The sequence below is a fragment of the Streptomyces sp. LBL genome, from assembly GCF_029893585.1.
Classification (GTDB): domain Bacteria; phylum Actinomycetota; class Actinomycetes; order Streptomycetales; family Streptomycetaceae; genus Streptomyces.
The window spans coordinates 409522-422294 of sequence record NZ_JARXYX010000002.1 but is presented as its reverse complement, the minus strand read 5'-3'; the positions used below and the strand labels follow the sequence as shown (position 1 = coordinate 422294).

The window sequence follows — 12773 nt, the reverse complement described above, 5'->3', positions numbered from 1 at the left end:
AAGGGTGACACCGGTCCTGCCGGTCCTAAGGGTGACACCGGTCCTGCCGGTCCTAAGGGTGACACCGGTCCTGCCGGTCCTAAGGGTGACACCGGACCTGCCGGACCCAAGGGAGACACCGGACCTGCCGGACCCAAGGGATCCAAGGGGTCCAAGGGGTCCAAGGGAGACACCGGACCCAAGGGACCCAAGGGATCCAAGGGGCCCAAGGGGGACACCGGACCCAAGGGACCTGGCGGTGAAGGTGATCACGATCACCACGAGGACGACCACGATCACGGTGATCACGGCGGTCACAAGCCCGACTGCCACGAGCACGAGGGCCGTCCCTCTGAGTACGGGACATGTCAGTGAAGGCTTGGGCGGTATGCGGGGGCTAAGCGAAACCTCGCCTGCATCTCCTTGAGGAGAAAACCAAGATGTAAGGGGCGCCTTCCCTCAAGGTGCCCCTTACCGGCATTGCCGAGCCAATGTGGCGGCAGTTCGTTTGGCCATGGCCGTCGTGGCGCGAGCGCGCGACGGAGCCGTCTCTCCCCTCCGAGCCGAGTCATGACCAACCCTCCCCGCCCACAAGCTCCCCGCTACGTGAGGCCAGGGCAAAACGACTGCTTCAGGGACACCGCCCACGCGCGCACGTTCCAGCGTGATGCGATCGTTCAGGTGCATCTCTGCGTCATCTTCCAACACCTTTCGAAATGTGCCCCCTTTGTATCCCCCTGCCCGGACTAGCGTCCCGGAGCCATGGGACACCTGGACCACGCAGCCCTGGGGTGGCTGACCCCCGCGCTGTCATACGTGATGGCCTGCACAGGCGCCGCGCTCGGGCTGCGCTGCACCGTCCGCGCGCTCGGCGCCACCGGCCGGTCGCGACGGAACTGGCTCATCACCGCGGCCTCAGCGCTCGGCACCGGCATCTGGACCATGCACTTCGTCGCCATGCTCGGCTTCAGCGTCAGCGGCACCGAGATCCGCTACGACGTGCCGCTCACGATCGTGAGCCTGCTGGTCGCCATGGTGGTCGTCTGCGCCGGCGTCTTCGCCGTCGGCTACAGCCACGACCGCACCCGCGCCCTCTTCCTCGGCGGCCTCACCACCGGGGGCGGCGTGGCGAGCATGCACTACCTGGGCATGGCGGCGGTGCGCCTGCACGGTGACGTCGACTACGACCCGGTACTCGTCGGCCTCTCCGTCCTGATCGCGGTCGTCGCGGCGACGGCGGCTCTGTGGGCCGCACTCAACATCAAGTCACCCGTCGCCGTCACCCTCGCCTCACTGATCATGGGGGCAGCGGTGAGCAGCATGCACTACACCGGAATGTTCGCGGTGAGCGCGCGTGTCAAGCCCTCGGGGGCCGCTCTGCCCGGGGCCACGGCGATGCAGTTCATCTTCCCCCTCGCCGTCGGCCTCGGGTCCTACCTCTTCCTGACCTCGGCCTTCGTCGCGCTGTCGCCGACCACGGGGGAGCGCCAGGCATCCGACTCGGCCCAGCGGCAGGTCGAGAGCACGGCCCCCTAGCGACCCACCCGGCGGCATCCCGGACCCGCCACCGCGCGGACCGCCTGCCCCCGACCCACTTCCGAGCGAGGAGGCCATGCGTACACCGCGTAGGACCCACCCAGCCGGCGTCGAGACGCCGCCCCCGCCCCCCGTGCGAGGCCGCCGCGCGCACGCCGGACCGCCCGCCGACGAACTCCCGGGCGGACTCCCGGGCGAACCCGCGGGTGCGATACCGGACGACGTACCCGCGCGCGCGGGTAGCCGGCGTATTCGACCACGGACGGTGCGAGCCAAGATCGTCTGCCTGCTGATGGTGCCGGTCGTCTCTCTGCTCGCCCTGTGGGCGTACGCGACGGTCACCACCGCCCAGGACGTCTCCCGGCTCCGGCAGCTCCAGCGCGTGGACTCCGCGATCCGGGCCCCCGTCGCGGATGCCGTAACCGCCCTCCAGACCGAGCGTGCGGCGGCCGTCCGCTACGCGACCGACCCGTCGGCAGGGCAGAGTGCCGACCTCGAGAAGCTCGCCCGGCGCACGGACGGCGCAGTGGCGAAACTGCGCCTCGGCGATGACAACACCGTCGCCGACAGCGAGGAACTGCCCACCGGAGTGGCCCAGCGGCTCGAGACCTTCGTCACCGGCGTTGAGCGACTGCACTCACTGCGCGGCGCCGTACTGGCCCACCGGGTGAACTGGAACGAGACGTACGGGCGGTACACGACGATCATCGCCAGTGCCTTCGGCGTCGGGGGAGCCCTCACCGGCATCCAGGACGCCGAACTCGGCTCCGACACGCGTGTGCTGCTCGAATTCTCCCGCGCGGGAGAGGCCCTGGCACAGGAGGACGTCGTCCTGGGCAGCGCGCGTCTGGCCGGCGGGCTGTCGGGCGAGCGCCTGCGGCTGTTCACCGGTGCCGTCGACACCCGCCGTGCCCTCACCGCCGCCGCCGTGGCCGACCTGCGCGGCTCCGGACGAGCTGACTGGCGCGACCTCGCGGACGGCAGCGCGTACGCCACCGTGGGCACCACCGAGGACAAGGTTCTCGTCGCAGGTGCGGGCACCCACGCCGTCGCAGTGGTGCCGCAGGCGACCTGGGAAGCGGCGCACGCGCGCGTGCAGGAGGGCATGCGGACGATCGAGCAGAACGCGGGACGTGCGGTCACCGACCGCGCCGACCCGTTCACCCGCGGTCTGCTCACCCCGGCCGGTGCCGCCGTCCTCCTCGGCCTCGTCGCTGTCGCCGCCTCCCTCGTGATCTCCGTACGCATCGGCCGCGGCCTGGTCGTCGAGCTGGTGAGCCTGCGCAACGGGGCCCTGGAGATCGCCCGCCGCAAACTCCCCGAGGCCATGCGGAAACTGCGCGCGGGTGAGGAGATCGACGTCCGGGCCGAGGCCCCGTCCGGACCGCCCGCGGAGGACGAGACCGGACAGGTCGCCGAAGCCCTCAGCACCGTGCACCGTGCTGCCCTGAGGGCTGCTGCCGAGCGCGCCGAACTCGCCGGCGGCATCTCCGGTGTCTTCGTCAACCTCGCCCGCCGCAGCCAGGTCCTCGTCCATCGCCAGCTCAGCCTCCTCGACAGCATGGAGCGCCGCTCCGACGACCCGAACGAACTGAGCGACCTCTTCCGGCTCGACCACCTCACCACCCGGATGCGGCGCCACGCCGAGAGCCTGATCATCCTCTCCGGGGCAGCACCCGGCCGTGCCTGGCGCATGCCGGTCTCCCTGACCGACGTGGTCCGCGCGGCCCTCTCCGAAGTCGAGGATTACGCGCGCGTGGAGGTGCGCCGACTGCCCGACGCGTCGATCTCCGGCACGGCCGTCGCCGACCTCACCCACCTCCTTGCGGAGATCATCGAGAACGCCGCCCAGTTCTCGCCGCCCCACACACGCGTGCAGGTCACCGGCGAACCCGTCGGCAACGGCTACGCCGTCGAGGTCGAGGACCGAGGCCTGGGCATGGGCAAGGAGACGCTTTCGAAGGCCAACCGGCGCATCGAGCAGTCCGAGACTCTCGACCTGTTCGACAGCGACCGGCTCGGCCTCTTCGTGGTCAGCCGGCTCGCCGCCCGGCACGGCATCAAGGTGCACCTGCGACCCTCGCCCTACGGCGGCACCACAGCCGTAGTCCTGCTGCCTACCGCTCTCCTGCACGCCGGAGCGACGGAAGGTTCCCCCCGCAAGGTGGCGAACGCGGAACGGCACACGGAACACGAGTACGTACGCGTGCCCGCCGCCACGCAGTACCAGGAGACCGTCCCGGCAGTGTCCGACCGGCCCGCACTGCTGGCTCCCGCACCGACCGTCGCCCGCGTCCGGGAAGAGCCCTGGGTCGCGGAAGAGACCCGCGTCCGGGAAGAGCCCCGGATCACGGAAGAGACCCGGACCACGGCTGAAGCCCCAACTGCCCGGACGGCGGCTGTCAACATGCGGCCCGGAGTCACCACCTTGCCTCTGCACCGTCCCCCGGACGACTTCTGCGACGACTCTCCGGAGGATTCCGACGACCTGCCCCGCCGGGTACGGCAGGCACATCTCGCGCCCCAACTGCGTGAGCGGCCCGCCGAGGAACCGGCATCGACATCCGCGCCACGGAACGACGACCGGCGCACCCCCGAACTCGTACGGGACCGCATGGCGGCGTACCGCGAGGGCTGGAACCGAGGCGGCGGCAGGCAGCCCGGCCACGGCGCCATCCCGGATGTGCCAGTGGGCAGTGACAGCAGCGAAGGAGATCCCGCATGATCCAGGACCCGAGCATGAACACCGCCCAGCGGTCCGGCGAACTCGACTGGCTGCTGGACGACTTGGTCCTGCGTGTGAACGAGGTGCGGCACGCGGTGGTGCTGTCCAACGACGGGCTCGCCGTGGGCGCCTCGACCGGCCTCCGCCGTGAGGACGCCGAGCATCTCGCCGCCGTAGCCTCCGGTTTTCACAGCCTGGCCAAGGGCGCGGGTCGACACTTCGGCGCCGGAGGCGTGCGCCAGACCATGGTGGAGATGGACGACGGCTTCCTCTTCGTGGCCGCCGCGGGCGACGGCTCCTGCCTCACCGTCCTCACTGCCGTAACGGCGGACATAGGCCTGGTCGCCTACGAGATGGCACGGCTGGTCAAGCGCGTCGGCGAGCACCTCTGCACGCCGCCGCGGTTCGACGAGCGGCCTTCCTCCGCCGGATGACGTGAGAAGGCGGTCCACGCACATGGCCGAGGACATGACCGGGGCCCCTGACGAGCAGGGCAGCCAGTGGTACGACGGGGAGGCCGGGCCCCTGGTGCGGCCGTACGCCATGACCGGCGGACGCACCGAGGCCGGCCCCACCGGGGTGCGCTTCGACCTGATCTCCCTCGTCACGCTGGACACCGACGTGCCCGGCGTCGACGACGACACCGCGCTCGGGCCGGAGCACCGCGCCCTGGTCGACCTGTGCCGTACGGAGACGCAGTCGGTCGCCGAACTGGCCGCGGGCGCCGACCTGCCCGTGGGCGTGGTCAGGGTCCTCCTCGGAGACCTCCTGGAACTCGGCCGGGTCACCGTCAGCCGTCCCGTGCCGCCCGCGCACCTCCCTGACGAACGGATTCTGCGCGAGGTGATCGAAGGACTGCGAGCCCTTTGAAGAACGCGCTCAGCCACCCGGCCCCGGCGGCGCCTACTTGTGCGCTCTTCCGCACACAGCATGGCCACGAGTCGGTCAGATCGGGCAAATAGCGGTCCAAGCCCCTCGGAGGGAAGCCGCAGTTGTCACCATGCTGACGTCGCATCCAGCTGACGTCGCCTTTATGCGTCGAAGCCGCGGGCGGACGTTCCGGCGGGACGCGGCACCACTCCCCGACGTCGACCGTTGCCGGTCCTCCCGAGAGAAGTGATCGATGATCTCCGAGCACTCCGACGACCAGGACGGCGAAACGACCGCCCTGGCGTTGAAGATACTGGTCGCCGGCGGTTTCGGCGTGGGCAAGACGACCCTGGTCGGCGCAGTCAGCGAGATCCGGCCGCTGCGCACCGAGGAACTGCTCAGCGAGGCCGGGCAGCTGGTGGACGACACCGACGGTGTGGACCAGAAGGTCACCACGACGGTCGCCATGGACTTCGGCCGCATCACCATCCGCTCCGGCCTGTCCCTCTACCTGTTCGGCACACCGGGCCAGGACCGCTTCTGGTTCCTGTGGGACGAGCTGTCACAGGGAGCCCTCGGCGCGGTGGTCCTCGCCGACACCCGCCGCCTGGAGGACTGCTTCCCCGCGGTGGACTACTTCGAGCACCGGCACATCCCGTTCGTGGTGGCCGTCAACTGCTTCGCGGGTGCCCGGGCCTACGGCGTCCAGGACGTCTCACGCGCCCTGGACCTCGACCAGGGCACGCCCGTGGTGCTCTGTGACGCCCGTGACCGTGACTCGGGGAAGGAGGTGCTGATCCGGCTGGTCGAGTACGCCGGGCGGATGTACACCGCCCGGCTGCTCGATTCGGTGGGTTGACCTCGTGGCCGAGGTCTCGGTGGATTGACCTCGTGGCCGAAAACGGAAGCCGTGCTCAGTCGGCGATCGCCTTCTGCGCCAGGACCTTTTCGATCGCGACGCGGACGAGGAGTTCACCCGGGACGCCGTTGCGGGCGCCGAACTCCTCGGCTCGCTCCTCGCCCATGTACCGCGCCCCGAGACGCCCGGCCCAGTGCCTCACCTCGTCGAGATCCTCGATGATCCGGGCACGGCCCTGGAGCAGCACGTAGTCGAAGGGCGGCCGGTCGTCGTCGACGCACAGCGCCACGCGGCCGTCCCGCGTCAGATTGCGTCCCTTCACCGTGCTCTTGCCGGTGTTGAACACCAACTCGTCCCCGTCTAGCAGGAACCAGATCGGTGCGATGTGCGGGCTTCCGTCGGCCCGTACGGTCGACAGCTTCGCGGTGCGGGTGCCGTGGGAGACGAACTCCCGCCATTCGGTGTCGGTCATGTTCTGTGCCATGTCCCCATCCTCCTTGCTCGCACGCCGGTCGTGGGTAAGGCTGGCGGAGAGAGATCCTCCGGCCAGGGAGGAGACGTCACAGGGGGAGACGGACAACATGGCGCGGAACCAGAGACTTGGCTGGCTGCTGGACGACCTGACCGAGCGCGTGGAACACGTGCGACACGCGCTGGTCCTGTCCAACGACGGGCTGGTGACGGGGGCGAGCACGGGACTGCGCCGCGAGGACGCGGATCATCTCGCCGCCGTCTCGTCCGGACTGCACAGCCTGGCCAAGGGCTCGGGGCGGCACTTCGGAGCGGGCCAGGTACGACAGACCATGATCGAGTTCGACGACGCGGTGCTGTTCGTCACCGCCGCGGGTACCGGCAGCTGCCTGTGCGTACTCAGCGGCGCGGAGGCCGACATCGGCCAGATCGCCTACGAGATGACCCTGCTCGTCAACCGGGTCGGCGAGCATCTCACGGTGGACCCCCGACAGCCCGAGCGAAGCCCAGCCGCAGACCTCTGACCTGCTGATTCGTCGCCCTCCGCAGAGTTATCCACAGGCTTGCCGTGATGTCCGCCGGACCGGCTACGGTTTTGTCACGGCGAGCGCACACAGCGTGAGCCCTGATTCCACGGGGGAGACCGGCCATGCCGACCGACACCATTCCGAAACCGCACCACCTCACCTACGTGCCCAGCCGCGCCGCTCGCGAACTGGGCCTGAGGCGAGGCGAGTTCGACCTTGCCGTGCACCTCGGTCATATCCGCACCCGGCCTGACGAAGGCGGTGGAGGCCGACGCGTCCCCCGCGCCGAGATCGACCGGCTGCGTGCGGGTGAAGGCTTCCCCGATTCCCTGCGGGAACGGGTGAAAGCCGTGGGGGCCACGGAGGGCGCGGCCGTCATGGAGGTGCCTCCAGGCAGGTTCACCCGCCTGGCCCGCCTGGGCCTGGTGGTGCCGGTGACTTTCTACCTGAACCGGTACCGGATGGTGGTCTGGCAGTATCTGGCCGAGGAACTACGCCAGTTCGCGGCCGACGAGAAGAACGCGCGCCTGCTGAACGCCCGTATGCCCGAGGGGCCGCGGGGCCAGCTGGAAACCGGCCTGGATCTGCGCGCCCGCAACTGGCGCGGTCGACACCTCGGATTCCTGCTCCGGCAGGCCGAGGACCCGTGGGAACAGGCCGGTGCCGTGGCTGCCTTCCTCGACCCGGTTCAGATCGCGGAGCTTGTTCCGGACCCCTACGAACGCTCGCACCTGAACCGCTTCCGGCCCGGGCCACCCACTCACGGGGCGCCAGGTTCCCCCGCCGCGCAGCTGGCCGAGCGAATCATGACGGCGGACGATCCGGACGAGATCGGCTGGCTGAGGGCCGACCTGGCCCGGGCCCTGGAGGAGGCGGCCGAGCATCGACCTGCACCCCGTCCACGTCCCACGACCCCACCGGCCCCGGCCATGTCACACCGTGACGTGTCCGTCGGGGCGCACCATGACACGCCCGCGTCCGAGGGGCCGCAACCGCCCCGAAAACTGCTGGGCTGGCTGCGCCGTGGCAAACCCCGGTCTACAGCGCTCTGAACAAACCCTCCTGGACGACCGACACGAGCAGCCGGCCCTCCAGGTCGTAGATCCGGCCGCGGGCCAGCCCTCGCCCGCCCGTCGCGATCGGCGACTCCTGGTCGTAGAGGAACCACTCGTCCGCGCGGAAGGGCCGGTGGAACCACATGGCGTGGTCCAGTGACGCCATGTCGAAGCCGCGCGGGCCCCACAGGGGTTCGACCGGGATGCGGACGGCGTCCAGGAGGGTCATGTCGCTGGCGTAGGTCAGCGCGCAGGTGTGCACCAGCGGGTCGTCACCCAGCGGCCCGACCGCGCGCATCCACACCGCGCTGCGCGGCTCGGCGTCCTCGATCTCCTCGGCGCTCCAGCGCAGCCGGTCCACATAGCGGATGTCGAAGGGCTGACGCCGGGCCATCCGCTCCAGCTGCTCGGGCAGCGCGCCCAGATGCTCCCGGATCTCGTCCGAGACCGTCGGCAGGGATTCCGGGTCCGGGACGGTGCGGGCCGGCGGCAGCTGGTGCTCGAAGCTCCCCTGTTCAGGCTTGTGAAAGGAGGCGGTGAGATTGAAGATCGTGCGTCCCTGCTGTACGGCGGTGACCCGGCGGGTCGTGAAGGACCGCCCGTCCCGCACCCGCTCGACCTGGTACACGATCGGCACCCCGGGCCTGCCCGGACGCAGGAAGTACGCGTGCAGCGAGTGCACCGGTCGGTCGCCCTCCGTGGTGCGGCCCGCGGCGACCAGCGCCTGGCCGGCCACCTGGCCGCCGAAGACGCGCTGCAGGGACTCCTGCGGGCTGCGGCCGCGGAAGATGTTGACCTCGATCTGCTCCAGGTCGAGCAGGTCGACGAGGCTCTCGGCCGGGTTCGTCGTCATGGGTGGGTTTCTCCTGTGCTCACAGCTGGCCGACGTCGGTGACACGTACGATCGCACGGCCCTCGGCGTCGGAGCCCGTGAGGTCGACCTCCGCGCTGATGCCCCAGTCATGGTCGTCGTTCGGGTCGTCGAAGATCTGTCGTACGCGCCACAGGCGGTTCTGCGGCTCCTCCTCGATCATCAGCAGCTTCGGGCCGCGGGCGTCGGGACCGGTGCCGAGGTCGTCGTACTCGTCCCAGTACTTGTCCATCGCCTCGCCCCAGGCCTCGGCGTCCCAGCCGGAGTCCGCGTCCATCTCGCCGAGCTGCCCGACCTGGTCCAGGGCGGCGAGCTCGACCCGGCGGAACATGGCGTTACGGACGAGGACGCGGAAAGCACGCGCGTTGGTGGTGACCGGCTTGACCTCGTCGGCCTTCTCCCGGGCCTCCTCCGCGGTCATCACCTCCGGGTTGGCGAGCTGCTCCCACTCGTCCAGCAGGCTGGAGTCGACCTGGCGCACCATCTCGCCCAGCCACTCGATCAGATCCTGGAGATCCTCGGACTTGAGGTCGTCCGGGACCGTGTGGTCGAGGGCCTTGTACGCGCCGGCGAGGTAGCGCAGCACGATGCCCTCGGTGCGGGCGAGCTCGTAGTAGGAGACCAACTCGGTGAAGGACATGGCCCGTTCGTACATGTCACGGACGACGGACTTCGGCGACAGCGGATGGTCGCCGACCCAGGGGTGGCTCTTGCGGTACGTGTTGTACGCGTGGGAGAGGAGCTCTTCCAGAGGCTTGGGGTAGCTGACGTCCTGGAGGCGCTCCATGCGGTCCTCGTACTCGACGCCGTCCGCCTTCATCGCGGCGATCGCCTCGCCGCGTGCCTTGTTCTGCTGGGCGGCGAGGATCTGCCGGGGATCGTCGAGGGTGGACTCGACGACGGACACCATGTCCAGAGCGTAGGACGGCGACTCGGGATCGAGAAGTTCGAACGAGGCGAGCGCGAACGTGGACAGCGGCTGGTTGAGAGCGAAGTCCTGCTGGAGATCGACCGTGAGACGGACGACGCGGCCCTCGGCGTCCGGCTTGTCGAGCTTCTCGACGATGCCGCCGTCCAGCAGCGAGCGGTAGATCGCGATCGCCCGCCGGATGTGCCTCAGCTGCTGCTTGCGCGGTTCGTGGTTGTCCTCCAGGAGGTGCCGCATCGCCTCGAAGGCGTTGCCGGGCCGTGCGATCACCGACAGCAGCATCGTGTGCGTCACGCGGAAACGGGAGCTGAGCGGCTCCGGCTCGGAGGTGATCAGCTTCTCGAAGGTGCTCTCAGTCCAGCCGACGAAGCCCTCGGGCGCCTTCTTGCGGACGACCTTCCGGCGCTTCTTCGGGTCATCGCCCGCCTTGTTCAGCGCTTTCTCGTTCTCGATGACGTGCTCGGGGGCCTGGGCCACGACAAAGCCCGCCGTGTCGAAGCCCGCCCGTCCGGCACGGCCGGCGATCTGGTGGAACTCACGGGCCCGCAGCGTGCGCACCCGGGTGCCGTCGTACTTGGCCAGCGCGGTGAACAACACGGTCCGGATGGGCACGTTGACACCGACACCGAGCGTGTCCGTGCCGCAGATGACCTTCAGCAGACCTGCCTGCGCGAGCTTCTCCACCAGGCGGCGGTACTTGGGCAGCATGCCGGCGTGATGGACACCGATGCCGTGCCGCACGTACCGGGAAAGGTTGCGGCCGAACTTGGTGGTGAAGCGGAAGTTGCCGATCAGCTCGGCGATCTGGTCCTTCTCCGCGCGCGTGCACATGTTGATGCTCATCAGCGCCTGCGCCCGCTCCACGGCCTGCGCCTGCGTGAAGTGCACGATGTAGACCGGCGCCTGCCTGGTCTCCAGCAGCTCGGTCAGCGTCTCGGTGAGCGGAGACAGTTTGTACTCGTAGGAGAGCGGCACCGGGCGGGTCGCCGAGCGGACCACCGACGTCGGGCGGCCGGTGCGCCGGGTGAGGTCCTTCTCGAACATCGAGACGTCGCCGAGGGTGGCCGACATCAGGATGAACTGCGCCTGGGGCAGTTCCAGGATCGGGATCTGCCAGGCCCAGCCGCGATCGGCCTCCGCGTAGAAGTGGAACTCGTCCATCACGACCTGGCCGACGTCCGCGTGCTTGCCGTCGCGCAGGGCGATCGAGGCGAGCACCTCGGCGGTGCAGCAGATGACCGGGGCGTCGGAGTTGACGGACGCGTCGCCGGTCAGCATGCCGACGTTCTCGGTGCCGAACATCTTGCACAGCTCGAAGAACTTCTCCGACACCAGCGCCTTGATCGGTGCCGTGTAGAAGGTGACCTCGTCACGGGCCAGCGCCGCGAAGTGGGCGCCCGCGGCGATCATGCTCTTGCCGGAGCCGGTGGGCGTGGACACGATCACGTTCGCACCGGAGACCACCTCGATCAGCGCCTCCTCCTGATGCGGGTAGAGCGTGAGACCGCGCTCCTGCGTCCACGACTCGAAAGCTTCGTAAAGGGCGTCGGGGTCGGCGGTCGGCGGCAGCTGATCGATGAGGGTCACCCACCCATCTTGCCTGCCCTCCTCCCCTCCAGGGGAATCGGCTGCCGCTACGAAGATCGCGAACGCTACGCTGTGTCGCCGACGGAGCGTCAGTGCTCCCGGTCAACTGGACAGCGACACACGAGGAATCGGGCGGGCAGCGGCGATGATGGGACCAGCACACTCACTGTCGGGAGCCGCGGCCTGGCTCGGCGTCGGCGCGGCGGCCGCCGCGGCGGGGCACACGATGCCCTGGCCGGTCCTCCTTGCCGGTGCCCTGATCTGCGCCGGCGCGGCGCTCGCCCCGGACCTCGACCACAAGGCCGCCACCATCTCGCGGGCCTTCGGTCCGCTCTCGCGTGGGCTGTGCGAGATCGTCGACAAGCTCTCCTACGCCGTCTACAAGGCCACGAAGAAGCAGGGCGACCCACGCCGCTCGGGCGGGCACCGCACGCTCACGCACACCTGGCTGTGGGCCGTCCTGATCGGCGCGGGCTCCTCGGCGGTGGCGATCACCGGTGGCCGCTGGGGCGTATTGGCGATCCTGTTCGTGCACATGGTGCTGGCCATCGAGGGACTGCTGTGGCGGGCGACCCGTGGCTCCAGCGCCGACGTCCTGGTCTGGCTGCTGGCCGCGACCAGTGCGTGGATCCTCGCCGGGGTGCTGGACAAGCCGGGCAACGGCTCGGACTGGCTGTTCACCGCGCCGGGCCAGGAGTACCTCTGGCTGGGGCTGCCGGTCGTGCTGGGCGCGCTGGTGCACGACATAGGCGACGCGCTGACGGTCTCCGGCTGCCCGGTCCTGTGGCCGATCCCGGTCGGCCGCAAGAGGTGGTACCCGATCGGTCCGCCGAAGTTCATGCGGTTCCGCGCGGGCAGCTGGGTCGAGCTGAAGGTTCTGATGCCGGCGTTCATGCTGCTCGGAGGGGTGGGCTGCGCGGCGGCCCTCAACTTCATCTGAGCGGGCCGCGCCGCGCGGGCGCCGGACTCGTCCGCGGTGCCGCACGGCCCGCCGCCGTCCACGGTGCCTCGCGACTCGCGGCCGTGGTCCGCGACCGGGCACGCTCCGTCGGGACGAACCGCAGGCGCTCACGATCCGCCGGGCCCCTGGCCCGTCCCGCCGCCGTAGCGCCGTTCGAACTGGGCGATGCGGCCCTCCGAGTCCACCGTGCGAGCCTTGCCGGTGTAGAAGGGGTGGCTCTCCGAGGAGATCTCCACGTCCACGACCGGGTAGGTCTCGCCGTCGTCCCACTCGATGGTCCGGTCGCTGGTCGCGGTGGACCGGGTGAGGAAGGCGTAGCCCGCGGAGCGGTCGCGAAAGACGACCGGGTGGTAGTCGGGCTGCTTGTCCTGCTGCATGGATCCTCCTTGTGCGGTACCGGCCGG

Annotated in this window: 12 protein-coding genes; 8 read left to right on the top strand and 4 right to left on the bottom strand. The window is 69.9% G+C overall.

The window, feature by feature from the left end:
* Positions 1-741: 741 nt before the first annotated feature.
* From M2271_RS04190 to M2271_RS04170, 5 genes are all read left to right on the top strand, one after another.
* Entirely contained in the window at positions 742-1515 is a 774-nt protein-coding gene (locus M2271_RS04190; protein WP_280885692.1) for an MHYT domain-containing protein, read from the top strand.
* A 76-nt stretch (positions 1516-1591) separates the two neighbouring features.
* Positions 1592-4240, top strand: a complete 2649-nt coding sequence (locus M2271_RS04185; RefSeq protein ID WP_280885691.1) for a nitrate- and nitrite sensing domain-containing protein — start codon at positions 1592-1594, stop codon at positions 4238-4240.
* Entirely contained in the window at positions 4237-4674 is a 438-nt protein-coding gene (locus M2271_RS04180; RefSeq protein ID WP_280885690.1) for a roadblock/LC7 domain-containing protein, read from the top strand. Before M2271_RS04185 ends, M2271_RS04180 begins: the two co-directional genes overlap by 4 nt.
* A 22-nt stretch (positions 4675-4696) precedes the next feature.
* Positions 4697-5110 (top strand): DUF742 domain-containing protein, encoded by a 414-nt coding sequence (locus M2271_RS04175; protein WP_280885689.1) that lies wholly within the window; start codon positions 4697-4699, stop codon positions 5108-5110.
* A 253-nt stretch (positions 5111-5363) separates the two neighbouring features.
* Positions 5364-5969: an ATP/GTP-binding protein gene (locus M2271_RS04170; RefSeq protein WP_280885688.1), complete on the top strand. Its 606-nt coding sequence runs from the start codon at positions 5364-5366 to the stop codon at positions 5967-5969.
* A gap of 55 nt (positions 5970-6024) precedes the next feature.
* Here the strand turns inward: M2271_RS04170 and M2271_RS04165 are convergent, their stop codons facing one another.
* The gene (locus tag M2271_RS04165; protein WP_280885687.1) at positions 6025-6453 is read right to left on the bottom strand and encodes a PPOX class F420-dependent oxidoreductase; all 429 of its coding nucleotides are present in this window, start codon (positions 6451-6453) and stop codon (positions 6025-6027) included.
* Between the two features lie 97 nt (positions 6454-6550).
* On the opposite strand from M2271_RS04165, the gene M2271_RS04160 reads away from it, so the two are divergent.
* Both M2271_RS04160 and M2271_RS04155 read left to right on the top strand, forming a co-directional pair.
* A complete protein-coding gene (locus M2271_RS04160) occupies positions 6551-6964 on the top strand; it encodes a roadblock/LC7 domain-containing protein (protein WP_280885686.1) in 414 nt (137 codons plus the stop codon).
* Between the two features lie 125 nt (positions 6965-7089).
* The gene (locus M2271_RS04155) at positions 7090-8019 is read left to right on the top strand and encodes a DUF6397 family protein (RefSeq protein ID WP_280885685.1); all 930 of its coding nucleotides are present in this window, start codon (positions 7090-7092) and stop codon (positions 8017-8019) included.
* Here M2271_RS04155 and M2271_RS04150 read toward each other — a convergent pair.
* Both M2271_RS04150 and M2271_RS04145 read right to left on the bottom strand, forming a co-directional pair.
* Positions 8006-8875 (bottom strand): acyl-CoA thioesterase II, encoded by an 870-nt coding sequence (locus M2271_RS04150; RefSeq protein WP_280885684.1) that lies wholly within the window; start codon positions 8873-8875, stop codon positions 8006-8008. The genes M2271_RS04155 and M2271_RS04150 overlap by 14 nt on opposite strands.
* A 19-nt stretch (positions 8876-8894) precedes the next feature.
* A complete protein-coding gene (locus M2271_RS04145; RefSeq protein WP_280885683.1) occupies positions 8895-11408 on the bottom strand; it encodes a DEAD/DEAH box helicase in 2514 nt (837 codons plus the stop codon).
* Positions 11409-11553: 145 nt separating this feature from the next.
* On the opposite strand from M2271_RS04145, the gene M2271_RS04140 reads away from it, so the two are divergent.
* Complete coding sequence (locus tag M2271_RS04140; protein ID WP_280885682.1) at positions 11554-12348, top strand: metal-dependent hydrolase; 795 nt, start codon at positions 11554-11556, stop codon at positions 12346-12348.
* A gap of 128 nt (positions 12349-12476) precedes the next feature.
* Here the strand turns inward: M2271_RS04140 and M2271_RS04135 are convergent, their stop codons facing one another.
* Positions 12477-12746: a type B 50S ribosomal protein L31 gene (locus tag M2271_RS04135; RefSeq protein ID WP_280885681.1), complete on the bottom strand. Its 270-nt coding sequence runs from the start codon at positions 12744-12746 to the stop codon at positions 12477-12479.
* Positions 12747-12773 lie beyond the last annotated feature (27 nt).